24 protein-coding genes and 1 other annotated feature are annotated in these 25,352 nt (G+C 46.7%); all 24 genes read left to right on the top strand.

What is annotated here, in order from left to right:
• The first annotated feature begins 7 nt into the window (after positions 1 to 7).
• Positions 8 to 784 carry a cell division protein FtsQ/DivIB gene (locus ACRRQV_RS05335; RefSeq protein WP_432528437.1) on the top strand — a complete coding sequence of 259 codons (777 nt, stop codon included), beginning with the start codon at positions 8 to 10 and terminating at the stop codon, positions 782 to 784.
• A complete protein-coding gene (locus tag ACRRQV_RS05330) occupies positions 771 to 1,496 on the top strand; it encodes a DUF881 domain-containing protein (protein WP_432528435.1) in 726 nt (241 codons plus the stop codon). The genes ACRRQV_RS05335 and ACRRQV_RS05330 overlap by 14 nt, the downstream gene beginning before the upstream one ends.
• Before the next feature lie 16 nt (positions 1,497 to 1,512).
• A complete protein-coding gene (locus tag ACRRQV_RS05325; RefSeq protein ID WP_432528433.1) occupies positions 1,513 to 2,229 on the top strand; it encodes a DUF881 domain-containing protein in 717 nt (238 codons plus the stop codon).
• A 2-nt stretch (positions 2,230 to 2,231) separates the two neighbouring features.
• Entirely contained in the window at positions 2,232 to 2,597 is a 366-nt protein-coding gene (locus ACRRQV_RS05320) for a small basic family protein (RefSeq protein WP_432528431.1), read from the top strand.
• Positions 2,598 to 2,699: 102 nt separating this feature from the next.
• Positions 2,700 to 3,986 carry a cell division protein FtsA gene (gene ftsA, locus ACRRQV_RS05315; protein WP_432528429.1) on the top strand — a complete coding sequence of 429 codons (1,287 nt, stop codon included), beginning with the start codon at positions 2,700 to 2,702 and terminating at the stop codon, positions 3,984 to 3,986.
• A gap of 53 nt (positions 3,987 to 4,039) precedes the next feature.
• Positions 4,040 to 5,221 (top strand): cell division protein FtsZ, encoded by a 1,182-nt coding sequence (gene ftsZ / locus ACRRQV_RS05310; RefSeq protein ID WP_432528427.1) that lies wholly within the window; start codon positions 4,040 to 4,042, stop codon positions 5,219 to 5,221.
• A gap of 719 nt (positions 5,222 to 5,940) precedes the next feature.
• A complete protein-coding gene (locus tag ACRRQV_RS05305) occupies positions 5,941 to 6,582 on the top strand; it encodes a YggS family pyridoxal phosphate-dependent enzyme (RefSeq protein WP_432528425.1) in 642 nt (213 codons plus the stop codon).
• The gene (locus ACRRQV_RS05300; RefSeq protein WP_432528423.1) at positions 6,579 to 7,055 is read left to right on the top strand and encodes a cell division protein SepF; all 477 of its coding nucleotides are present in this window, start codon (positions 6,579 to 6,581) and stop codon (positions 7,053 to 7,055) included. Before ACRRQV_RS05305 ends, ACRRQV_RS05300 begins: the two co-directional genes overlap by 4 nt.
• 20 nt (positions 7,056 to 7,075) lie before the next feature.
• A complete protein-coding gene (locus tag ACRRQV_RS05295) occupies positions 7,076 to 7,339 on the top strand; it encodes a YggT family protein (RefSeq protein WP_432528421.1) in 264 nt (87 codons plus the stop codon).
• Between the two features lie 62 nt (positions 7,340 to 7,401).
• Positions 7,402 to 8,187 carry an RNA-binding protein gene (locus tag ACRRQV_RS05290; protein WP_432528419.1) on the top strand — a complete coding sequence of 262 codons (786 nt, stop codon included), beginning with the start codon at positions 7,402 to 7,404 and terminating at the stop codon, positions 8,185 to 8,187.
• Positions 8,188 to 8,282: 95 nt separating this feature from the next.
• On the top strand, positions 8,283 to 8,795 hold the full coding sequence (locus ACRRQV_RS05285; protein ID WP_432528417.1) for a DivIVA domain-containing protein: 513 nt from the start codon (positions 8,283 to 8,285) through the stop codon (positions 8,793 to 8,795).
• Between the two features lie 79 nt (positions 8,796 to 8,874).
• Positions 8,875 to 9,090: a binding site (T-box leader), on the top strand.
• A gap of 45 nt (positions 9,091 to 9,135) precedes the next feature.
• A complete protein-coding gene (gene ileS, locus ACRRQV_RS05280) occupies positions 9,136 to 11,898 on the top strand; it encodes an isoleucine--tRNA ligase (RefSeq protein ID WP_432528415.1) in 2,763 nt (920 codons plus the stop codon).
• Positions 11,899 to 12,355: 457 nt separating this feature from the next.
• Positions 12,356 to 12,832, top strand: a complete 477-nt coding sequence (lspA, locus tag ACRRQV_RS05275; protein WP_432528413.1) for a signal peptidase II — start codon at positions 12,356 to 12,358, stop codon at positions 12,830 to 12,832.
• A complete protein-coding gene (locus ACRRQV_RS05270) occupies positions 12,832 to 13,743 on the top strand; it encodes an RluA family pseudouridine synthase (protein ID WP_432528411.1) in 912 nt (303 codons plus the stop codon). The genes lspA and ACRRQV_RS05270 overlap by 1 nt, the downstream gene beginning before the upstream one ends.
• 188 nt (positions 13,744 to 13,931) lie before the next feature.
• A complete protein-coding gene (gene pyrR, locus ACRRQV_RS05265) occupies positions 13,932 to 14,471 on the top strand; it encodes a bifunctional pyr operon transcriptional regulator/uracil phosphoribosyltransferase PyrR (protein ID WP_432528409.1) in 540 nt (179 codons plus the stop codon).
• 21 nt (positions 14,472 to 14,492) lie between these two features.
• Positions 14,493 to 15,779, top strand: a complete 1,287-nt coding sequence (locus tag ACRRQV_RS05260; protein ID WP_432528407.1) for a uracil-xanthine permease family protein — start codon at positions 14,493 to 14,495, stop codon at positions 15,777 to 15,779.
• Between the two features lie 125 nt (positions 15,780 to 15,904).
• The gene (locus ACRRQV_RS05255) at positions 15,905 to 16,774 is read left to right on the top strand and encodes an aspartate carbamoyltransferase catalytic subunit (protein ID WP_432528405.1); all 870 of its coding nucleotides are present in this window, start codon (positions 15,905 to 15,907) and stop codon (positions 16,772 to 16,774) included.
• Between the two features lie 2 nt (positions 16,775 to 16,776).
• Complete coding sequence (locus tag ACRRQV_RS05250) at positions 16,777 to 18,054, top strand: dihydroorotase (protein ID WP_432528403.1); 1,278 nt, start codon at positions 16,777 to 16,779, stop codon at positions 18,052 to 18,054.
• Positions 18,054 to 19,148 carry a carbamoyl phosphate synthase small subunit gene (locus tag ACRRQV_RS05245; protein ID WP_432528401.1) on the top strand — a complete coding sequence of 365 codons (1,095 nt, stop codon included), beginning with the start codon at positions 18,054 to 18,056 and terminating at the stop codon, positions 19,146 to 19,148. The genes ACRRQV_RS05250 and ACRRQV_RS05245 overlap by 1 nt, the downstream gene beginning before the upstream one ends.
• Positions 19,141 to 22,329, top strand: coding sequence for a carbamoyl-phosphate synthase large subunit (gene carB, locus ACRRQV_RS05240; RefSeq protein WP_432528399.1), 3,189 nt, complete (start codon positions 19,141 to 19,143; stop codon positions 22,327 to 22,329). The genes ACRRQV_RS05245 and carB overlap by 8 nt, the downstream gene beginning before the upstream one ends.
• The gene (locus tag ACRRQV_RS05235) at positions 22,326 to 23,093 is read left to right on the top strand and encodes a dihydroorotate dehydrogenase electron transfer subunit (RefSeq protein WP_432528397.1); all 768 of its coding nucleotides are present in this window, start codon (positions 22,326 to 22,328) and stop codon (positions 23,091 to 23,093) included. Before carB ends, ACRRQV_RS05235 begins: the two co-directional genes overlap by 4 nt.
• A complete protein-coding gene (locus ACRRQV_RS05230) occupies positions 23,090 to 24,004 on the top strand; it encodes a dihydroorotate dehydrogenase (protein ID WP_432528395.1) in 915 nt (304 codons plus the stop codon). Before ACRRQV_RS05235 ends, ACRRQV_RS05230 begins: the two co-directional genes overlap by 4 nt.
• The gene (gene pyrF, locus ACRRQV_RS05225) at positions 24,001 to 24,690 is read left to right on the top strand and encodes an orotidine-5'-phosphate decarboxylase (RefSeq protein WP_432528393.1); all 690 of its coding nucleotides are present in this window, start codon (positions 24,001 to 24,003) and stop codon (positions 24,688 to 24,690) included. The genes ACRRQV_RS05230 and pyrF overlap by 4 nt, the downstream gene beginning before the upstream one ends.
• A complete protein-coding gene (gene pyrE, locus ACRRQV_RS05220) occupies positions 24,687 to 25,316 on the top strand; it encodes an orotate phosphoribosyltransferase (RefSeq protein WP_432528391.1) in 630 nt (209 codons plus the stop codon). The genes pyrF and pyrE overlap by 4 nt, the downstream gene beginning before the upstream one ends.
• The last annotated feature ends 36 nt before the right edge of the window (positions 25,317 to 25,352 follow it).

The following is a 25,352-nucleotide window of genomic DNA, read 5'->3' as shown; positions in this document are numbered from 1 at the left end:
AGCAATTATGGACAAAGTGATTGATATCGAAGAACGTATACCGACGCTTCGTGAGCGGCGGAAAAAAAGAACCAATCGCAAGTTCGTGGCTCTGCTTTTCATTTTTCTCGTATTACTTGCTATTCTTCTCTATACTCAAACGAAATACAGCAAAATTCAAGACATCAACATCACCGGTGCTGGAATGTATGACGTCCAGGACTATCAGGATGCGAGCGGACTTGAGCCCGGCCAATCCATGTGGTCGTTCGATGAAGAAAAAGTCGAAAAGAAATTGGCCAGTTTGGAATGGGTGGAACAGGCTTCTGTTGAAAAGAAGTGGTTGACGGGTGTGGAAATTAAAATCGATGAATACAAAAAAATCGGTTATTTGGACCAAAACAACAATTACCAACTGATCCTATCAAATGGTTTTGCAGTAGAAAAACCAGTTGCAGCAATTAATGGACCGATTTTCACCAATTTTGAAGATGAAAAAACGAGAGAAAAACTGGTTTCCCAGTTAACAAAAGTGGATTCAGAAGTGTTTAATTTGATTTCACAAGTGATTTTGTCTTCAGAAGAAACCAATACGTCTTATGTCACGTTGTATATGAACGATGGAAACGAAGTGCGAGGCGTTTTGAGCACTCTCTCAGAAAAGCTGAATTACTATCCATCGGTTATTGCGCAATTGAAAAACGATCAAAAAGGCGTAATTGATATGGAAGTAGGAATTTTCTTCCGTTCGTTTGCTGATGTGTACGGTCCGCCGAAGAAAGGTGACGAAGATGAAGAATCCTAAACGGCATAACCGTTCGAAATTCAGTAAATCCATCATCTTCTCACTTGTTTTCCTAGTTTTAGGTTTTATGATGGCCTACTCTTATAGCTTGTCCAACTCAAAAGAAAGTTCCGGCGATTTTACCGGTGGCGCTTTTTTTGAGCAGGAAGAGCGGTATCGAAAAGAATTGATCGACCAGCAAGAACGCAATAAAACACTGCGCGGAGAAATAGAGGAAAAGCAAGAAGCTGTTCAAGAATTTGAGCAATCGTTTTCAGATGGCGAAAGCAAAAATTCCGATTATGCACAAGAAGCGGAAGAGCTTCGGCGAGTGTTGGGGCTGTTGCCGGTTGAAGGCAAAGGTTTGGCAGTGACCCTTCAAGACGGAGAGTACGATCCAGAATCGGTGAATCCTAATGATTACATCGTCCATGAAAGCCACATATTCCAAGTTATTAATGAATTGTATATATCGGGCGCTGAAGCCATTTCAATAAATGGACAGCGTATTCATGGAAATTCGAACATTGTCTGTACAGGTCCGGTTATAACGGTTGACGGCGTACAGCATCCCGCACCGTTTACGATTGCCGCTATTGGAAAAACAGATGTGTTGGCTGCATCCATCCAGCTAAGCGGCGGGGTAATGGATCAGCTGGTAAACGATAATGTGGTGGTAACGCTTGATGAAGGCCAAGTCATCTCAATGCCTGCATTTTTGACAGAATCATGATTGAGGGGGGAGTTGCATGAGAAAGAAAATCTTTTCCCGGTTCTCGATTATATTATTTGTCATCGGATTGATGATGGCCGTCCAATATAATACGTTAAATGAACCGGATTCGCGGGATACCCGTGATGTATGGGATGTAAGACAAGAACTTTCGCAGGAAAAGCAGCTCCACTCTGAGTTATTATCGGAGATTGGCACGCTGGATGATACGCTGCGGAAGTACGAAGATGCATCGAGCGAAAGCCCGGAGCAAGCAATGAAAGAAACAGTAGAAGATTTGAGAGGGCTGGCCGGATTGACGGAAATCAGCGGCCCGGGAATTGAAGTGACGATTGAACCGTCGCCCGAAGCTGTAGCATTCGGAAGGAATATTGAAGGCATATCACCGGACTTGTTGATCCGCTTCGTCAACAGCATCAACACGTTCAATAATTTGGACATGTCGATCGATGGCAAGCGGGTAGTCAACACAACCGCAATAAGAGACATCAATGGCCAAACAACCGTAAATGCAAAAACGGTTCAGACGCCGCCTTTCAAAGTCAAAATCGTTTCAGCGACAATGGAAGAAACCGAAAAAATCTATAATTTCATTTTGTCATCGCCGTTAATGGATGATTTTTACATTGATGATTTGTCGGTGACGGTTTCAGAACCGCAAGAAAATATAACGGTCGAAGCGTACGACGGCGAAATTGAAAGCCGGTATTTGAAAGAAGCAGAGGGGGAATAACGATGTGGCTGTCTATTCTAGGATTAATATTAGGGATTTCACTCGGCCTTCTGACGGACATGCAAATACCTCCAGAATATGCCAACTACTTATCGATTGCCGTATTGGCATCGCTCGATACACTGTTCGGCGGCATACGGGCCCATTTACAGCAAGTTTATGACGACGGCGTGTTTGTTTCAGGATTTTTCTTTAATATAGTGCTAGCGGCCGGCCTTGCTTTTCTTGGCGTCCATTTAGGCATCGATTTGTATTTAGCCGCGATTTTCGCTTTTGGCGTCCGGTTGTTCCAAAATATTGCCGTGATTCGCAGGATTTTATTAACGAAATGGGCAGACAGGAAAGAAACCCGGGAATCGCTTAACTAAATTGAAGGAAAATTTATAAAGTTACACCATTATACTTAGACAAGGTGTAGAATTTACAATAGAATGTAAGTAATTGCAGTTTAATTAAGGAGGTGCTTCGGATTGAGTCAATCAGAATTATACGTAAGTTTAGATATCGGTTCGTCATCCGTTAAAGTTTTAATCGGAGAAATGGCTAACAAGTCGTTGCATGTCATCGGCGTCGGAAATGTTAAATCCAATGGAATCAAAAAAGGTGCGATTGTTGATATAGATGCGACGGTGCAGTCTATCAAAAAAGCTGTCGACCAAGCAGAACGAATGATCGGCAAATCGATTCAAGAAGTAGTATTAGGCATCCCCGCCAACAAAATCATGCTTCAGCCTGTAAAAGGGGTTGTTGCGGTGAACAGCGAAAACCGGGAAATTACAGATGAAGATTTGGACCGCGTCATTGAAGCAGCACAAGTCATGTCAATTCCTCCAGAACGTGAAGTCGTGAACTTGATTCCCGAACAATACATTGTCGACCATTTGGATGAAATCAAAGATCCACGGGGTATGATTGGGATTCGCCTTGAAATGGATGGTACAATGGTGACAACATCTAAAACGATGTTGCATAATGTGCTAAGATGCGTCGAAAAAGCGGGGCTTCAAATACGTGAAATTTACGTACAGCCTTTAGCGGCCGGATTTTATGCATTAACTGAAGATGAAAAAAATCACGGCACGGCTTGCATCGACATGGGCGGCGGTTCTACTTCGATTTCCGTTTTCCAAAACGGGCATTTAACTGCGTCATCGGTGATTCCGGTTGGCGGCGACCATGTTACAAAAGATTTGTCCATCGTCCTTAAAACTCCAACAGACCAAGCAGAGCGGATTAAAGTGGAATATGGGCATGCGTTTTATGACAATGCATCCGAAGATGAAATGTTTGAAGTTCCAGTCATCGGTTCAGACACCAGAGAGCAATACAGCCAGAAATACATATCTGAAATAATCGGAGTTCGCCTGGAAGAACTTTTCGAATTGATTTTAGATGAGCTTTACCGGCTTGGTGTCCAAGACCTCCCAGGAGGCGTCGTTTTGACAGGTGGAATGGCTAAGTTAGAAGGATTGTCTGAGCTTGCCCGCAACATCTTACAGACTCGTGTCCGTTTGTTCACGCCAGAATTCATCGGCGTGCGCGAACCTCAGTACACGACTGCAGTCGGCCTTATTCAATATGCTTATATGGAAGATGTGTTCTACGGAAGCATTGGAAGCGGAGCAGCGTTGGCCGATTCGGCGAAAATTGAACAAGAACCGCAGCAGAAAGTTCAAAAACAGCCGAAGCAGCCAAAACAAAATGGTGAAGGTGTCGTAACCAAAGCGAAGAAAATGTTTGATAGATTCTTTGAATAAAATGAACGTTGCAGCTTGCTTTCAAAAGTAATGCAATTTTAGGAGGAAAAAGAATGTTGGAATTTGATACTTCAGTTGACTCACTGGCAGTAATTAAAGTTATTGGCGTAGGTGGCGGCGGTAACAACGCAGTAAACCGCATGATTGAACACGGTGTCCAAGGCGTAGAATTTATCGCCGTAAATACGGATGCTCAAGCATTAAATTTGTCGAAAGCAGAAATCCGCCTTCAAATCGGGGGCAAATTGACTCGCGGCCTTGGCGCAGGAGCAAATCCTGAAGTCGGGAAAAAAGCGGCAGAAGAAAGCAAAGAACAAATTGAAGAAGCGCTGCGCGGAGCAGATATGGTGTTTGTAACTGCCGGCATGGGCGGCGGTACAGGTACAGGTGCAGCTCCAGTTATTGCAGCCATCGCAAAAGATTTAGGCGCATTGACTGTTGGGGTTGTTACTCGTCCATTCACGTTTGAAGGACGCAAACGCTCTACTCAAGCAATTGGCGGGATTGGCACAATGAAAGAATCCGTCGACACGTTGATTGTAATTCCGAATGACCGATTGCTAGAAATCGTTGATAAAAGCACGCCGATGCTTGAAGCATTCCGTGAAGCAGATAATGTTTTGCGCCAAGGGGTTCAAGGGATTTCAGATTTGATCGCAGTTCCTGGATTGATCAACTTGGACTTTGCTGACGTGAAAACAATCATGTCCAATAAAGGTTCAGCTTTAATGGGAATCGGTGTTTCTTCAGGTGAAAACCGCGCTTCAGAAGCAGCGAAAAAAGCGGTCTCAAGCCCGTTGCTTGAAGTTTCTGTAGACGGCGCGAAAGGCGTTTTAATGAACATTACAGGCGGATCCAACTTAAGCTTGTATGAAGTGCAAGAAGCAGCAGATATTGTTGCGTCCGCTTCAGATGAAGAAGTAAATATGATTTTCGGTTCGGTTATCAACGATAACTTGAAAGACGAAATCGTGGTAACGGTTATCGCAACAGGGTTTAACGAAGAACAAATTCAGCCGAGAACACCGCGTGGATCTGGATTAAACTCAAGCCGAGTGCAATCGATTCAGCAGCAGTCTCCGCCATCTCTTCGTGAAGCACGCCGTGAAGAACAGCGCCGCGAAGAGCAAGTTCCTTCTTACCAACAAGAACCACAACAGCCGGTTCGCCAAGAAAAACAACAGGATGATGCTTTAGACATCCCGACGTTCCTTCGCAACCGCAGAAGACGCTAATCCAAAAGCTGCCATAATGGCAGCTTTTTTTATGGAGAAAACTTATATGGGTTTTTAATCTATATAAGTTGAACTAAAGAAGTATCCTTTTATACCTCGCTAGGATCGTTTTGGTAGGGCAAAGAAGATTGTCTCTGCATCGCTCCGCTAGCTTCTAGACAAGAAAGAGCGCTGCTCCTGTTCAAGCTCGTCGGGGCTGTCCCAAAAGAGGCTGACGTCCATTCCAGCGGACGCTTTCCGCGGGCTCGTGCCGAACTAACTCGGGCGAAACGCCCGAGTGGATTTCGGCACTGTCGCTCTGTCGCTTTGCTCCATCACTGCTCCCGCAGGAAAGAATCGACCGAAGGGAGTTCGGTCGATTCTTTGCGACGAAGCAGCGAAGCGATGCAGGAGCACATGGTTTTCGCCGCTTCCACTTCCGTCAGCTAGCTAAAAAACCGGCAAAGAAAAAGCACTCCTTTTCTTTGCCGGTTTTATCTTTTTTAGTTATGGGACAGCCCAAGCTGTTTTGCGGAATATCAGACACCTATTAATAATTAACTTCACCTTATATATCAACTCTTTTACGCGATTTGTAAAAAAATCGCCGTTTTCTTGGTGGAGAAAGCGTTGAGACTAGGGGGACAATTGATATATTAAGCTTTACTTGATACAATAAGTTGAACATCTAGAGAAAAGTAGTGAATGCATTGAAACCCATAAAACCAGTTTATGAAAAAATGAAAAATGAAATAGAAAACATACGGCACGGCATTGAAATTATTGCGGTGACCAAGCAAGTCGGCATTGAGCGGACTGAAGAAGCCATCGCGGCCGGCATCCATCATCTTGGTGAAAATCGCCCAGAAGGATTGGCTGCAAAATACGAAGCGATTACTGATAAAGCTATTTGGCATTTTATTGGAACTTTGCAAACGCGGAAAGTAAAAGAAGTGATCAACCAAATTGATTTTTTGCATTCGCTGGATCGAATGAGTTTGGCAAAAGAAATTCAAAAACGGGCAGAGCGTCCCGTTAATTGCTTTGTCCAAGTGAATGTATCAAAAGAAGAATCCAAAAGTGGAGTTGCATCGGAGGAAGCGTTGGAATTTATCGAAGCTCTTAGTGAGTTTGATAAAATCCAGGTGGTGGGCTTAATGACGATGGCACCGAATACGACAGATGAAACGGCCATTCGCCAAACTTTCAAAGGATTGAAATCCCTTCAGGTCGAAGTTGCAGCAAAAAACTGGAACCATGCCCCCTGCACCGAATGTTCAATGGGCATGTCAAATGATTATTTGATTGCTGCACAAGAAGGTGCAACATTTGTACGGATAGGCACAGCATTAGTAGGAACGGAAAGCGAGGCACAGCAATGAGCATAAAAAATAAATTCAAAAACTTCTTTTACTTGGAAGAATATGAAGATGAGCAGCCACAGCAGCCGCAGCAGCAAGCTCCCGCGCCACGGTACGAAAAACCGAATACGGTACAAGAAATAAGAAAAACGCCTAAAGAACGCCGCCAAGCCCCTGTGGAAACAGCTGCTGTTCCCAATTTGGTGAGTTTGCAAAGTGCCGCAAAATCCTCTAAAGTTCACTTGGCTGAACCAAGAGTTTATGCGGAAGCCCAAGATATAGCTGAACATTTAAAAAGCAAACGTGCGGTTGTGGTAAACCTTCAACGAATTGATAAGGACCAAGGGCTGCGCATTATTGATTTTTTAAGTGGAACGGTTTACGCATTAGGCGGAGACATTCAACGCATTGGAACTGACATCTTCCTTTGCGTGCCGGATACTGTAGAAGTGGATGGCGCCATTTCGGATTTTTATTACGATGATCAACATTAGAAGAGGTGGAAAAAAACTAAATGGATGATATATTACGATTGATTTTAGTGGCTATCAATATTTATTCGTATCTTATAATCGCTAGCATTTTAATGAGTTGGCTTCCCAATGCAAAAGAGTCGGGCATTGGCCAAATGCTTTCAAAAGTTACCGATCCGTATTTAGACATTTTCAGAAAAATTATTCCGCCTTTAGGAATGATCGATTTTTCTCCAATTATTGCCATTTTAGCTTTACGCCTTGCGAGCAATGGCCTGATTGTATTGTTTAACTATTTCGTCTGATAACCTCACATCACGTGGGGTTTTTTGCTTTAACTAATTAAAACATTAAAGGAGGCAGCCAAATGGAGTCCTTGCTTCAGCATTTTAGAAAAGACGAACAGCAATTTATCGAACAAGTTTCAGGATGGATCGTGGACGTTGAAGATCGCTATTCACCAAAGTTGACTGATTTTCTTGATCCTCGCGAACGTTTTATCGTTCAATCGGTATTGGGTTCAAGCGATATTCTGATGGCGGCTTCCGGAACATTCGAGGGAGCGGAAAGGCAGCGTGTTTTGTTGTATCCGTCATACTACGAACCGCAGTCCGAAGATTTTCAAATTACATTGTTTGAACTGAAATATCCAGTACGGTTTGTCACCTTAAAGCATCCTGATATTTTAGGTTCGTTAATGTCAGTCGGCCTTGGACGAGGGAAATTCGGGGATATCCGCATCGAAGGAGAACGCATCCAGTTTGCTGTTGCGGATGAAGTCAGCCAGTACTTGCAGACGAATTTCACTGCAGCAGCAAAAGTCAAAGTCCAATTAAAAGAGGTGGAAGACCCTTCCAATCTTTTGACAACCACAGAAGAATGGGTGGAAGAATCGTTTACGGTCAGTTCCATGCGGCTCGATACGGTCATCAGCTCTGTCTATAACATTTCCCGGCAAAAAGCGGCGGCTCTTGTCCACGGCGGCAAAGTGAAAGTCAACTGGACGGTTATGGAGCATCCGTCGTTTGAACTTCATGAATCGGATATGATTTCTTCAAGAGGCTTCGGGCGCGTCAAAGTCGGAGAAATCGAAGGGCGGACGAAAAAAGACAAAATCCGTCTGCAAATCGGCCGTTTGGACACGAGCAAATAAGCGATTTTGATAAAATGTAAAATTATACTGAAATTTAAGCTGTTCATCTGTATAATGTAGAGAAACGACGATATGTTAAGGAGAGGTGCACGGTAATGCCATTATCCCCGCTGGATATACATAACAAAGAATTTGGCCGCGCGTTTCGCGGATACCAGGAAGACGAAGTAAACGAATTCCTGGACCAAATCATCAAAGATTATGAATTGCTTCTGAAAGAAAAGAAAGAGCTTGAAGAACGTTTGAAGCAGACCGACGAGCGCGTTGGACACTTTACAACGATTGAAACGACGCTGCAAAAGTCGATCATCGTTGCCCAAGAAGCTGCCGAAGAAGTTCGCCGCAATGCCCAGAAAGAAGCAAAATTGATCGTACGTGAAGCTGAGAAAAATGGCGACCGCATTGTCAACGAATCGCTGACTAAAGCGCGGCGTATTGCAATGGAAATCGAAGAATTGAAGAAACAATCCAAAGTGTTCCGCAACCGTTTCAAAATGATCGTCGAAGCCCAGCTGGACTTGATCGACACAGACGATTGGGACACATTGATGGAATACGACGTGGACACTACCAATTTGGACAAGCTGGAAGACGAGAAAAGAGACTAACCTTCTTGACTCAGGAACTTTCAACTTCTATAATTACTAAATACTAAGAATAGTTCAGCCCTGCGCCGAGCTATCCATATACAAAGCGTTGACAGAGACAGTACTCCTTATAATTCGACAAAGCGAGCCGGGGACAGTGAGAGCCTGGTGAAGAATGTAGAGAGGAAAATCACTCTTGAGCTGGATTGGGGAAACGAAGTACCCAATTCCGTCTACACCACGATACGGTGGATCGAGTGGCAGCGTTAAGCTGCAACAAGGGTGGTACCGCGAGTTCAAGCTTCTCGTCCCTTTACCAGGGATGGGGGGCTTTTTATTATGCCTTTAGGAGGAAAAAACGATGGAATACAAAGACACGTTATTAATGCCGAAAACAGATTTTCCAATGCGCGGCAATTTGCCGAACCGGGAACCGGAAATGCAAAAGAAATGGGAAGAAATGGACATTTATTCAAAGGTGCTGGACCGCACAAAAGGCCGCCCTCATTTCATCCTTCACGACGGACCGCCTTATGCCAATGGCGATCTTCATATGGGCCATGCATTAAATAAAGTACTAAAAGACATGATTGTCCGTTCGCGTTCGATGATGGGCTTCCATGCTCCTTACGTTCCAGGCTGGGACACGCATGGTTTGCCGATTGAACAAGCGTTGACCAATAAAGGCGTCAACCGCAAAGAAATGTCGCTTGCCGAATTCCGCAAGCTTTGTGCGGAATATGCTTATGAACAAATCGATAACCAACGCGCGCAATTCAAGCGCATTGGGGTTCGCGGCGATTGGGAAAATCCATATATCACGTTGAAATCTGCATACGAAGCACGCCAAATCCAAGTATTCGGAAGCATGGCGCATAAAGGCTATATCTATAAAGGGTTAAAGCCGGTTTATTGGTCCCCTTCAAGCGAATCTTCATTGGCTGAAGCGGAAATCGAATACCAGGACAAAAAATCTCCTTCTATCTATGTTTCATTTAAAGTAGTTGACGGCAAAGGCGTGTTGGCTGAAGGCACGAAAATCGTCATCTGGACAACAACGCCTTGGACCATTCCGGCAAACCTTGGAATTACAGCCCATGAAGAATTAACTTATGTAGAAGTTTCCGTAAACGGTTCGCTATTTGTGGTCGCTCAAGCGCTGCTTGAAGATGTCGCAAAAGAATTGGAATGGGCAGATTATGAAGTTGTCCGCGAATTGAAAGGCGCGGCATTCGAACACATTTTAACACAGCATCCTTTATATGACCGTACGTCGCTCGTTATGCTCGGTGAACACGTTACAACTGATTCCGGTACCGGATTTGTTCATACGGCGCCAGGCCACGGGGAAGATGACTTTTTAGTCGGCAAGAAATACGGTTTAGACGTTCTTTGTCCGGTTGATGAACGCGGCGTAATGACAGCAGAAGCACCTGGATTTGAAGGGCTGTTTTATGATAAAGCCAATAAATCGATCACGGAAGCACTGGACGCTGCAGGAGCTCTTGAGCATTTGGCGTTTATCACGCACTCGTATCCGCATGACTGGCGGACGAAAAAACCGGTTATTTACCGGGCAACGGCTCAATGGTTTGTTTCCATCGAAGCATTCCGCGACCAAATCTTGAAAGCGATCAATGAAACGACATTCACGCCAGCATGGGGAGAAACACGCTTGTTCAATATGCTGCGCGACCGTGGCGATTGGAATATTTCTCGTCAACGCGTTTGGGGTGTTCCAATTCCGGTCTTTTATGCAGAAAATGGCGATCCGATTATTACGGACGAAACCATTGCTCACATTTCCGATTTGTTCCGTGAAAACGGTTCAAACGTCTGGTTTGAGCGCACAGCTGCTGAATTGCTGCCGCCTGGCTTTACGCATCCGAGCAGCCCGAACGGCATTTTCACAAAAGAAACAGACATCATGGATGTTTGGTTTGATTCTGGATCTTCTCACCAAGGCGTGCTTGACGAGCGGGAAGATTTGTCGTACCCGGCTGATTTGTACTTAGAAGGATCGGATCAATACCGCGGCTGGTTCAACTCATCGTTGATCACGAGTGTTGCAATCAACGGCATTGCGCCTTATAAAGGCATCTTAAGCCACGGCTTTACGCTTGATGGCAACGGCCGCAAAATGAGCAAGTCGCTCGGCAACGTCATCGTGCCAGCTAAAGTAATGAACCAAATGGGAGCGGATATCCTGCGATTATGGGTAGCTTCTGTGGATTACACAGCAGACGTCCGCGTTTCAGATGATAACTTCAAGCAAGTATCGGAAGTATACCGCAAAATCCGCAACACGCTGAAATTCCTTCACGGAAACTTGGCTGACTTTGATGAAAAAGAACATCGTGTAGCATTTGAAGATATGCGCGAAATGGATCAATACATGGCCATGAAGCTGCAAAAAATGATCGAAGCGGTTCGCAAAGGCTATGAAACATATGAATTTTCTTCCATCTACCATGCGTTGAACGGTTTCTGTGCAAACGATTTGAGCTCGTTCTATTTGGATGTAGCGAAAGATGTCGTTTATATCGAAGCGGTAGATCATCCGCATCGCCGTGCAATGCAGACAGTCATGTTCGATTCATTGATGGCCATCTTGAAATTGGCTGCGCCGATCATACCGCATACAGCTGATGAAATGTGGGGCTATTTGAACTTCGTAACGGAAGAAAGTGTACAGTTGACTGACTTCCCAGAAGTGCAAACTAATATAGCATTCGATGACCTTGACCAGAAATGGACACAGTTCATGACAATCCGCGATGACGTGTTAAAAGCGTTGGAAGAAGCTCGGGCTGCGAAAACAATCGGCAAATCGTTAGAAGCAAAAGTCACGGTTTACGGCAGTGAAGAAGTGAAAACCTTGCTTGCTTCAGTTGACGATAACGTTGGGCAGTTGTTCATCGTTTCCCAATACGAATTCGGCGGCGCGAAAGAATCGGCTCCGGAACAAGCACTTGAATTAAATCAAGTTGCAGTCCTTGTGGAAAAAGCGGAAGGCGAAAAATGCGAACGCTGCTGGACGATTTCACAAGAAATCGGCCAGAACGAAACGCACCCGACACTTTGCCCACGATGTGCATCTGTAGTCGAAACACAATTCGCTTAAAATTTCTAGCCCCCGAAAAACCGATAGTCCGGTTTTTCGGGGGTTTTCTTTTTGATTGAAGGTGAATTTATATCCTATTAAACTAGCTATACAAGTTGAATTTAATTACTAATAGAGATGGCTGTTTTGCTCCATATCTTAGATAACACTGCAGAAACGGATAGAGCTTTCTGTTCTCAATAAGCTTGCCTAGCGCCGGCGCGTCCAGGGGCTAGGCGGAGCAATGAGACGAGTGTCTTCTCGGCTCATTGTGGGAGCCAAAGAGGGACCCAAAGGATTTGGGGACCTCTTTTGCGACGAGCTTGTGCAGGAGCAATCGTCTTTGCCTTACCCAAAGCGACCGAAGCGGTTTGTAGAAAGTAAACTCTTATAAAAGCGAAGCAACTCGCAACGGCGCTTACGCTTTCAACTCTTCTGTGGTAAAATAGACTGACTGATGAATTGACGGAGGAAACGCATGTTTATTTATTATGGAATTGCTGCGCTGATCATTGCTTTAGATCAGTGGACAAAGTGGTTGGTTTTGAAAAATATGGAATTGGGTGAACGCATCATTTTGGCGGATCCGTATCTTGCTTGGCTGTCGCACCGTAACCGGGGCGCTGCTTGGGGAATGCTTGAAGGGCAGATGTGGCTGTTTGCAATTATCACAATTGCTGTAATTGGAGCCATTCTGTATTATTTCCATAAGCATGCAAAAGGCAAGCCGTTGTTCCAATTAAGCTTGATGGTGCTGCTTGGCGGTGCGGTCGGGAATTTCATTGACCGGATGTTGCGTGGGGAAGTAGTGGATTTTGTGGATGTGCTGATCCCAGTCATCAACTACGAGTTCCCGATTTTCAACGTCGCTGATGCCGCTTTGACGGTGGGTGTCGTTCTCATGATCATATTTATCATAATTGACGAAAAACAAGAAAAGAAAAAGGTGTCTTAATGGAAGAACTAACAATAGAAATTACCGAAGAAATGGCCGGCGAACGCGTCGATAAAGCTGTTTCTTCAATCGACGAAGACTGGTCGCGCTCCCAGATCCAAAATTGGGTAAAAGAAGGCGCTGTAAAAGTAAATGGAGAAACGGTTAAACCAAACTACAAAGTGCGGTTGGACGATGTCATCATTGTAACGCCGCCATTGCTTGAAGAACTTGATGTAGTTGCAGAAGATTTGTTTTTGGATATCGTTTATGAAGATCAAGACGTATTGGTCGTCAACAAACCAAAAGGGATGGTTGTCCATCCAGCTCCTGGCCATTCTACTGGCACGCTTGTCAACGGCTTGATGTACCACTGCAAAGATCTTTCAGGGATCAATGGCGTGGTGCGTCCAGGGATTGTCCACCGGATTGATAAAGATACGTCCGGGCTTTTGATGGTAGCGAAAAATGATGCTGCTCATACATCGCTTGTAGACCAATTGGTGAAAAAGACTGTAACGAGAAAATATGTAGCGTTGGTCCATGGCCATATTCCGCATGACAAAGGGACAATTGATGCGCCGATTGCACGAGATGCAAAAGAGCGCCAAAATATGGCCATTGTCGATAAAGGCAAACATGCCGTGACGCATTTCCGGGTTTTAGAGCGCTTTGGTAATTTCACACTTGTTGAATGCCGTCTTGAAACTGGCCGCACTCATCAAATCCGTGTTCACATGAAGTATATCGGCTTCCCGCTAGTAGGAGATCCGAAGTACGGACCGAAGAAAACAATGGATATTGGCGGGCAAGCTCTGCATGCAGAAGTGATTGGTTTTAACCACCCGAGAACAGGTGAATACATGGAGTTTTCAGCTGAGCCGCCGCAAGAATATGCGGATCTTTTGGAGTCGCTTCGAAAGAAAGATTGACAAACGGCGAAAGCTATCGCTATACTAAACCTAACGAATCGAATACATCTTCACCTTTAATACAGTCCAGAGAGGCTGAGAAGGTATTTACGCAAAGCCGGAAGTCTGTCTTCCGTGTCTAATTTACTGCGAATATAACCTCTTGCCCTCCGGCAAGAGGTTTTTTATTTTGAGAAGGAGTGGAACCCATGGTAGAAAAAGCAGATATTTTGGATGACAAGGCAGTCGCACGGGCAATTACCCGGATCGCCCATGAAATCATCGAACGCAATAAAGGAATTGACGAGTGCATTTTGGTCGGCATTAAAACGAGAGGCGCATTTATCGCAAAACGCCTTGCTGAACGAATTGAAAAAATCGAAGGCAAGCCGATCATGACCGGGGAACTCGACATCACGCTTTACCGGGACGATTTAAGTGTCAAAACGAAAAACCAGGAACCGCTCGTGCAGCAAGTAGACATTGCCCATAACATCTCCAACAGAAAAGTGGTCTTGGTTGATGATGTGCTTTACACAGGCCGAACCGTCCGGGCAGCAATGGACGCCGTTATGGACCTTGGCCGGCCAGCGCAAATTCAATTGGCGGTCTTGATCGACCGGGGGCATCGGGAACTGCCGATACGCGCCGATTACGTCGGAAAAAATATTCCGACTTCAAGCGACGAACGCATCGTTGTCCAAATGCTAGAAAGCGACGGCAAAGACCGAGTCGCAATCCACGAATAGAGAGAATGGGGAGATCAGAAAGTGAATGAAGCCGTTTTAGATGTACAAGACAAACCAAAAGCCGTGCAATGGATCTCGCTGAGTTTGCAGCATATGTTTGCGATGTTCGGCGCGACCATCTTAGTTCCTCAATTAGTAGGATTAAGCCCGGCAATCGCACTGCTTACAAGCGGCATAGCAACGATCATCTTCATTTTAATTACCCAATTTAAAGTGCCGGCTTATCTCGGCTCCTCGTTTGCATTTATTGTACCGATAACCATCGCTACCGAAACGGGAGGCATCGGATCAGCCATGATCGGCGCCATGTTCGTTTCGTTCGTGTACGCCATCGTCTCTCTCATCATTTGGAAAACAGGCTACCAATGGCTCATGCGATTGTTGCCGCCAATTGTCGTTGGACCAGTCATCATCGTCATCGGGCTGGCGCTGTCTGGTACTGCGGTCGATATGGCCATGAACATCACGGTAAACGAAGTAAAACAATACAGCTTGATTCATTTTTCAGCTGCACTTGTCACCTTGCTTACGGCCATCATTTGCACAATCTATTTTAAAAACATCATCTCTTTGATGCCGGTGTTGATCGGGATTTTAGTCGGCTACGCTTATTCAGCAGCTGTTGGCATCATTAATTTTACTCCCATACGCGAAGCGAAATGGATTGCTTCACCCGACTTCTTAATTCCGGGCGTCGACTATTCGTTCCAAGTTACCCCGACTTTGCTGTTCGTTATGGTGCCGATTGCCATCGTCACGATTTCGGAACACATCGGCCACCAGCTGGTGCTTGGTAAAGTCGTCAACCGCAACTACATAAAAGATCCGGGGCTGCACCGTTCGATACTTGGGGACGGCATCGGAACTTTCATTTCCTCTCTTGTCGGAGGGCCGCCAAAAACGACATATGGTGAAAATATCGGCGTTTTGGCCATCACACGAGTTTACAGCATTTACGTCATCATCGGCGCTGCCATATTCGCCATCATCTTCTCGTTTGCCGGCAAATTAATGGCAGCGATTGCGACAATTCCAACAGCTGTACTCGGCGGAATTTCAATCTTGCTTTTCGGAATCATCGCATCTTCCGGACTTCGGATGCTTGTAGACAACAACATCAACTTTGGCGACAAACGCAATTTGGTCATTGCCTCTGTCATCTTGGTCATCGGAATCGGCGGCGCAAAAATCGAATTCAGTGAGACGTTCCAAGTGGGCGGCATGGCCCTCGCAGCAATCGTCGGCGTCGTGCTGAACTTAGTCCTGCCTGGACGCAATAAAGAAGAGTTAGACGACGGAACTAAATAATACACCTTTTAATGAATTGTCCAGAGAGGCATGGAAAGGGTTTGAATAAGGGTGCAGTATGCCCTTATTCCTTCACACCTTCCAGCACTCGGAAGGTGTTTTTTTACGGAAAGGATGGGATGAAGTTGCCGAATTTGCTATCGATGAACGACTTGGATAATCAAACAATCTTGCACTTGTTAAATCGTGCAAAGGCGTTTCAGGAAAGTGAAAAAGAAGAGTTGACGGGCACGGTCGTCAATTTGTTTTTTGAACCGAGCACTCGGACGAAAATGAGCTTTGAAATGGCGGAGCATAAAATGGGGCTGGCGGTGTTGCCGTTCGACACTTCATTTTCTAGTGTGTTAAAAGGGGAAACTTTGTATGACACGGTGCGGACGCTTGAAGCGATCGGAGTGGACGCGGTGGTCATTCGGCACGAAGACGAAGCGTATTACAAAGAGCTGGAAAACTGTGGGCTGGCCGTCATCAACGGCGGCGACGGTTCGGGGCAGCACCCGACACAAAGCTTACTGGATTTATTCACCATAGAGCAAGAGTTTGGGACGTTCGAAGGCATTAGGGTCACAATTGTTGGAGACATTGCCCATAGCCGGGTGGCGAAGTCAAATGCCGCTGCGCTGGAAAAATTGGGAGCGGTCGTTTCGTTTGTCTGCCCCGAAGAATGGAGCGGGGAATTCAAATCTTCAAGCAATATTGATGAATTTATTGAAGAAACGGATGTTTTGATGCTGCTGCGGGTGCAGCATGAACGGCACGCGGTATCGGCGCTGTTTTCGAAAGACGCCTACCACGAAACGTTTGGGTTGACAGAAGCACGCGAGCGGCGAATGAAAGATTCCGCAATCATTATGCACCCGGCGCCGATCAACCGCGGTGTGGAAATCGCTGACAGCTTAGTGGAATGCGAACGGTCACGGATTTTCAAACAAATGGCTAACGGCGTTCATGTCCGCATGGCCGTACTCGAATATGCATTGAAAGGGAGAGATTGAGAATGAGTTTATTCATCAAAAATGTCAACATGCTTCAAAACGGAGAATTGGCTCCTACTAACATACGGGTTGCAAACGGGCAAATCGAAGAAATTGGCAACCAACTCTCTCCGAATGGAGAACAAGAAATTGACGGCAAAGGCCGGATGATCGCACCGGGGTTTGTGGATGTTCACGTGCATTTGCGTGAACCGGGCGGCGAGCAAAAAGAAACGATTGAAAGTGGGACGAAATCGGCGGCAAAAGGCGGCTACACGACAATCTGCGCCATGCCAAACACGCGTCCGGTGCCGGATACGAAAGAAAATCTGCAGCATGTCAACTCGTTAATCGAAAAAAATGCGCTCGTCCGGGTTTTGCCGTACGCTTCCATCACGATACGGGAAGCAGGAAAAGAACGAACAAATTTGAAGGAGCTGAAAGAAAACGGCGCGTTTGCGTTTACTGATGACGGCGTCGGCATTCAACAGGCAGGCATGATGTACGAAACGATGCGAGATGCAGCAAAAATCGGCATGGCGGTCATCGCGCATTGCGAAGACAATACGCTAATTTATGACGGCGTCATGCATGAAGGCAAACGAAGCGCAGAACTTGGGCTGAAAGGCATTCCTTCCATTGCAGAATCGGTGCACATTGCACGCGATATATTGTTGGCAGAAGCTGCCGGTGCGCATTACCATGTGTGCCACGTCAGCACAAAAGAATCGGTCCGGGTGATACGTGATGCTAAACGAGCAGGCGTACGAGTCACTGCAGAAGTATGTCCACACCATTTGCTCTTATGCGACGAAGATATTCCAGGAGACGATGCTAATTATAAGATGAATCCACCGCTGCGTGCGAAAGAAGATGTTGCGGCGCTGCACGAAGGATTGCTTGACGGCACAATTGATTTTATCGTTACCGATCACGCGCCGCATACGCTGGAAGAAAAAACTAACGGCATGGCGAAAGCGCCGTTTGGCATCGTCGGTTTTGAAACTGCGTTTCCGCTTTTGTACACACATTTTGTTGAAACCGGAACATGGACGCTCGAGCAATTGATTGGCTGGATGGCGCAAAAGCCATGCGAAACGTTCGGGTTGCCTTACGGAAAGCTGGAAACAGGGCAAACAGCGGATTTGGTGCTGCTGGATTTGGACAAAGAACAGGAAATCAATGTTGACAACTTTTTATCAAAAGGAAAAAACACACCGTTCGGCGGCTGGAACTGCAAAGGCTGGCCGGTCATGACGATTTTTGGTGGACAAATTGTATGGCAGGAGGAGACGAATTAATGAAACGTTATTTGATCTTAGAAGACGGAACGGTATTTGAGGGAATGGCATTTGGCAGCGACGATGCATCAGTGGGTGAAATCGTCTTTAATACAAGCATGACGGGCTATCAGGAAATCTTATCGGATCAATCCTACTGCGGACAAATAATCACCATGACATATCCGTTAATCGGCAACTACGGCATCAATAGCGATGACTTTGAATCTATTACACCGGCTGCGAAAGGATTGGTAGTGCGTGAACTGGCTGAGTTCCCTTCCAACTTCAGAAGCAATTCGACACTGGATGAATTGTTCAAAGCAAAAAACATTCCGGGAATTGCAGAAATTGATACGCGCAAGTTGACACGCTTGATCCGTTCCAAAGGGGCCATCAAAGGCATTTTGACGGCAGCTGGGGAAGATGTGGACGTTGAAGAAATCGTCCAGGAATTACAAAGCATTCATTTGCCGAAAGACCAAGTAGCGCAAGTATCGACAGCGCGCCCATATCCAAGTCCAGGACGCGGGAAACGCGTCATCTTGATCGATTACGGCATGAAGCATGGCATTTTGCGCGAATTAAACAACCGCGATTGCGACGTCATTGTGGTTCCGTATAACACAACGTCACAGGAAATTTTAGCTTGGGGTCCAGATGGCGTAATGTTGTCGAACGGTCCTGGAGACCCGAAAGATGTAGAAGAATGTGTCGAAGTGGTCCGTGAACTGTTAGGGAAAGTGCCGGTGTTCGGCATTTGCCTTGGGCACCAATTGTTTGCACGCGCATGTGGAGCAGATACGTACAAATTGAAATTCGGCCATCGCGGCGGCAATCACCCGGTTACAGACTTGACGACGGGACGTGTAGAAATTACTTCGCAAAACCACGGCTACTCGGTCGATGAAAAGACGCTTGAAGGAACACGTTTAGCGGTAACCCATACGGCATTAAATGATAGCACGATCGAAGGGCTGACCCATTTAGACTACCCGGCTTTCACGGTCCAATACCATCCGGAATCCTCACCAGGACCCGAAGATTCGAACTATTTGTTTGACCGTTTTATTGACATGATGAGCGCAACTCGAAAGGAGCAGCAATATGCCTAAAAGACAAGATATTCAAACCATACTCGTGATCGGATCAGGGCCGATCGTTATCGGACAAGCTGCCGAATTTGATTATGCAGGGACGCAAGCGTGCCTAGCGTTAAAAGAAGAAGGCTACCGTGTTGTGTTAATCAACTCAAACCCGGCGACGATCATGACGGATACAGAAATCGCCGATAAAGTGTACATCGAACCGATCACGCTGGAATTTGTCAGCCGCATTCTCCGTAAAGAACGGCCGGATGCGCTGCTGCCGACGCTTGGTGGGCAGACAGGTCTCAATATGGCAATCGAACTGCACGAATCAGGAATCTTAGATGAATTGGATATCGAAATTCTTGGCACAAAATTGGAGGCAATCCACAAAGCGGAAGACCGCGATTTGTTCCGGACGTTGATGAACGAACTAGGAGAACCGGTGCCCGATTCAGACATCATCCACAATATGGACGAAGCAAAAGCATTTGTAGCGCGAATTGGCTATCCGGTCATCGTCCGCCCGGCATTTACACTTGGGGGAACCGGCGGAGGCATTTGCCATAATGACGACGACTTGTTGGAAACTGTCACGAGCGGGTTGAAATACAGCCCGGTGACGCAGTGCCTTCTTGAAAAATCGATTGCTGGCTTTAAGGAAATCGAATACGAAGTGATGCGCGATGCCAACGACACGGCAATCGTTGTCTGCAATATGGAAAACATCGATCCAGTCGGCATCCATACGGGCGATTCGATTGTTGTGGCGCCTAGCCAAACAATGTCTGACCGCGAGTATCAGATGTTGCGCAATGTCTCATTAAAAATCATTCGAGCGTTGAAAATCGAAGGCGGCTGCAACGTGCAGTTGGCACTTGATCCGAACAGTTTCCAATACTACATCATTGAAGTCAATCCGAGAGTCAGCCGTTCATCCGCTCTTGCTTCAAAAGCGACGGGCTATCCGATTGCAAAGCTAGCGGCAAAAATTGCGGTGGGGCTGACACTCGACGAAATGATCAATCCGGTAACTGGACGAACGTACGCTGCGTTCGAACCAGCGCTTGACTATGTAGTCGCGAAAATTCCACGCTGGCCGTTCGATAAATTCGAGTCGGCAAAACGAAATTTGGGGACGCAAATGAAAGCGACCGGCGAAGTAATGGCGATGGGCCGCAGTTTTGAAGAAGCAATATTGAAAGCCGTGCGCTCACTCGAAACTGGCCAATACCATTTGGATTTGAAACATGGAGAATCGATGAGCGACGAATGGATTGAAAAACGGATCCGCCGTGCAGGGGATGAGCGGTTGTTCTTCATCGGGGAAGCGCTGCGCCGCGGCGTTACGATTGAAACGATCCACGACTGGAGCCAAATCGATTTATTCTTCTTGATGAAGTTCCAAAACATCGTATCGTATGAAATGGATTTACAGGCGAACCCATACGACTTCGCAACAGCTAAAAAAGCAAAGCGCATGGGCTTTGCCGACCGGACCATTGCAAAACTGTGGAACACGACAGAACAAGAAGTCTACAACTGGCGCAAAGAACAAAAACTGATACCCGTCTACAAAATGGTCGATACGTGCGCCGCTGAATTCGAATCTGAAACGCCTTATTTCTACGGCACGTATGAAGATGAAAATGAATCGGTCAAGACAGAAAAAGAAAGTGTCATCGTACTGGGATCCGGTCCGATCCGCATCGGCCAAGGCGTTGAATTCGATTACGCAACGGTGCATTCGGTATGGGCAATCAAAGAAGCAGGATATGAAGCAATCATTATCAACAATAACCCGGAGACAGTTTCAACAGATTTCTCAATCTCCGATAAATTGTATTTTGAACCGCTGACGATTGAAGACGTTATGCATATTGTGGACTTGGAGCAGCCAAAAGGGGTTGTCGTCCAGTTCGGCGGACAAACAGCGATCAACTTGGCAGACAAGCTGGAGCAAAACGGAGTGAAAATACTTGGCACATCGTTAGAAGACATTGACCGCGCGGAAAACCGCAATAAATTTGAAGCGGCTTTGCATGAAATCGGCATTCCGCAGCCGCTTGGAAAAACAGCGGTAAATGCGGAAGAAGCGGTAACCATTGCAAACGAAATCGGCTATCCGGTATTGGTTCGACCGTCGTATGTCTTAGGTGGCCGCGCGATGGAAATTGTCTACAACGAAAAAGACTTGAACTACTATATGGAGCACGCAGTGGAAGCGAGCCCGGAACACCCGGTATTGGTCGACCGCTACTTAACCGGGATTGAGCTCGAAGTGGATGCAATCTGCGACGGTGAAAACGTCTTAATTCCTGGCATCATGGAACATATCGAGCGGGCAGGGGTGCATTCAGGAGATTCCATCGCAGTTTATCCGACGCAAAACATTTCACAAGAGCAGCTCGATCAATTAGTCGATTATACGACGCGCCTAGCAAAAGGCTTGAATATCATTGGCTTGTTGAACATTCAATACGTCATTTCAAAAGGTGAGATTTTCGTTATCGAAGTCAACCCAAGGTCAAGCCGGACGGTGCCGTTTATGAGCAAAATCACGAATATTCCAATGGCCAATATTGCCACAAAAGCGATTCTTGGAAAAAGCATCATTGACCAAGGCTATACGCCTGGGCTTGCGCCGCTGTCAAAAGGCGTCTATGTCAAAGTGCCGGTGTTCTCGTTTGCGAAACTGAGAAGAGTGGACATCACGCTTGGGCCAGAAATGAAATCAACCGGCGAAGTGATGGGCAAAGACATCACACTTGAAAAAGCGCTGTATAAAGGCTTGGCAGCTGCCGGTATGGAAGTAAAAGACCACGGCTGTGTGCTCATGACCATTTCCGACAAAGACAAAGAAGAAGCAATTGGCTTAGCGAAGCGTTTTAAATCAATCGGCTATCACATCATGGCGACTGAAGGCACAGCAAACATCTTTGAAAAAGCAGGCGTCCGAGTAACCACTATCGGGAAAATTGGAGCAGAAGGCAAAACATTGCTCGATGTAATTCAAAATGGGGAAGCGCAAATCATCATTAATACGTTGACCAAAGGCAAACAACCAGAACGAGACGGCTTCCGAATCCGCCGGGAATCGGTCGAAAACGGCATTCCGTGCATGACCTCTCTAGATACAGCTGAAGCGATGCTGCGCGTCATCGAATCGATGACGTTCTCCGCTGAAGAAATGGGCGCTGGCCTATGATCAAACAAGAGCGTATGCAAGTCATCAACCAGAGAAAAATCGCCCATCATATTTTTGAACTGACCGTTCAAGGGGAACTAACAGCTGAAATGGCATCTCCGGGGCAATTCGTCCACGTGCGGGTAGCGGACAGCTTTGAGCCGCTCTTGCGCCGTCCCATTTCGGTCGCCGCTATCCATCCAGAGCTTAAGCAATTTACGATGATTTATCGGGCAGAAGGCAGAGGCACGACGCTTCTTGCCGAGAAAAAAGCAGGCGACGGGCTGGATGTTTTAGGCCCGCTCGGCAAAGGCTTTCCGGTTGAAGAGGCTGAGAAAAAAGCCTATTTGATCGGCGGAGGAATCGGGGTGCCGCCGCTTTATGAACTGGCAAAACAGCTAAATGAAAAAGGCATTGAAACGGTCCATATTTTAGGGTTTGAAAGCAAGCAAGCAGTATTCTATGAAGAAAAATTCAAAGAGCTCGGCGACACGCATATTGCTACCGTCGACGGTTCTCACGGCACTCAAGGCTTTGTTACCCATATTTTAAATGAATTGCCGAAGGACTTTGACACCTACTATTCTTGCGGGCCGACGCCGATGCTCGAAGCCGTTCAATGGGCGTACCCTGAGAAAAAAGGATTCCTCTCTTATGAACAGCGGATGGGCTGCGGCATCGGCGCCTGTTTTGCCTGCGTCTGCCGCACGACAAAAAGTGAAACGGATTACATCAAAGTTTGTTCGGATGGCCCGGTATTTCCAGCAGGAGTAGTGATTGCATGACAAATTTAACGGTAACTCTTCCAGGATTGAAATTAAAAAACCCGATCATGCCGGCATCCGGCTGCTTCGGGTTCGGCAAAGAATATGCCCAGCTGTATGATTTGTCACAGCTTGGCGCCATCATGATCAAAGCGGCGACGGTCGAAATGCGGCTGGGCAATCCGACGCCGCGCGTAGCAGAAACAGCTTCTGGCATGCTGAACGCCATCGGGCTGCAAAACCCAGGTCTTGAAAAAGTGGCGGGATCGGAACTTCCGTGGCTTGAACAGTTTGATGTGCCAATCATTGCCAATGTGGCGGGGACGACTACTGAGGACTATGTCGAAGTGGCGCGGGAAATCTCCAAGTCGCCGAACGTCCATGCGCTGGAAATCAACATTTCGTGCCCGAACGTAAAACAAGGCGGCATTACTTTCGGGACAGATCCAAATATTGCAAGAGAGTTGACGAGCGCCGTAAAAGACGTGTCATCCGTACCGGTATACATTAAACTGTCGCCAAACGTCACCGATATTGTGTCGATCGCCAAAGCGGTGGAGGAAGGCGGAGCGGATGGGCTGACGATGATCAACACGCTTCTTGGCATGCGGCTTGATCAAAAAACAGGGCGTCCCATCATCGCCAACATTACCGGCGGATTGTCCGGCCCTGCCATCAAGCCGGTCGCCCTGCGCATGGTGTATGAAGTCCGCAAGCAAACCGACTTGCCGATTATTGGCATGGGCGGGGTTGCGACAGTGGAAGATGCGATTGACTTTATGTCAGCCGGCGCCAATGCAGTAGCGGTTGGAACCGCCAATTTCGTCAATCCGTTCGTATGTCCGGAAATTATCGGCCAGCTGCCTGAAAAGCTCCACAACCTTGGACTTGATTCGGTAGAAGAACTTGTCGGAAGGAGCCACCGTCTGTGAATAAACCGATTATTGCACTGGATTTTGCATCAAGAAACGAAGTGGAAGCCTTCCTCGCTAATTTTAATGAACCGCTATTCGTCAAAATTGGCATGGAGCTTTATTATCAAGAAGGGCCGGAATTAGTCCGATACATTAAATCGTTGGGCCATGCCGTTTTCTTGGACTTAAAGCTTCACGACATTCCAAATACAGTGGAGTCGGCGATGCGCGGGCTTGCAAAGCTTGGCGTTGATATGGTTAATGTCCATGCGGCGGGCGGCTTGGAAATGATGAAAGCCGCCAAACGCGGACTTGGGAATAATGGAACGAAATTGATCGCCGTAACCCAATTGACGTCGACAAGCGAAGAAGCGATGCACAGCGACCAGCTGATTGCGGCGAGCCTGGAAGAATCGGTGTTGCATTACGCAAAGCGCGCGCATGTTGCGGGCCTTGACGGTGTGGTTTGTTCCGTACATGAGGCAAGAGCAATTGGAGAAGCATGCGGTGAAGAATTTTTGCGCGTCACACCGGGAATCCGGCCGGCAAATGTCAGTGCCGATGACCAAAAGCGCGTGGCGACGCCGAAAGAAGCTCGGAAGAACGGGTCAACCCACATTGTTGTTGGTAGAGCAATTACGAAAGCGACTGACCCGGCTGTAAGTTATGGACAAATTAATAATGAATGGAGCGATGCGGTATGAGAAGAGAAATTGCGCGTCAATTATTGAGCATCGGGGCAGTGGAACTTCGCCCGCAACAACCGTTTACGTGGGCGTCAGGCGTAAAGTCGCCGATTTATTGCGATAATCGCTTGACAATGTCGTACCCAAACGTGCGAAAAGAAATCGCCAAAGGCTTATCCGAATTGATCCACCAGCATTATCCGGAATGTGAAGCGGTGGCAGGCACAGCGACAGCCGGCATTCCACACGCTGCATGGGTCAGCGATTTGCTGGACTTGCCAATGGTTTATGTGCGATCAAAAGCGAAAGAACACGGGCAGGGCAATATGATTGAAGGTAAAGTGGTGGCGGGGCAAAAAGTGGTCGTCGTGGAAGACTTAATTTCAAAAGGCGGATCGGTGCTGCAAGCGGCAGTGGCGCTTCAAGAAGCCGGATTTGACGTACTGGGCATTGCGGCCATTTTTACCTACGATTTGCCGCAGTCGATTGATGCCATCACAGGCGCTGGCTTTACGTTCCACACGCTGACGGACTTCCCATCGCTTGTCGAAGAAGCGATTCAAACGAACGCGATCCGGCAAGAAGATTTGCCGATGCTCGCCGACTGGCATGAAAACTTGAAAGCTGGCACATTAAAAAGCTGACCTGCGGGTTGGCTTTTTCTTTTGATCGAAATATGA

Source organism: Planococcus sp. YIM B11945 (assembly GCF_050864155.1).
Classification (GTDB): domain Bacteria; phylum Bacillota; class Bacilli; order Bacillales_A; family Planococcaceae; genus Planococcus.
This window is presented reverse-complemented; position numbering and strand designations above follow the sequence as displayed.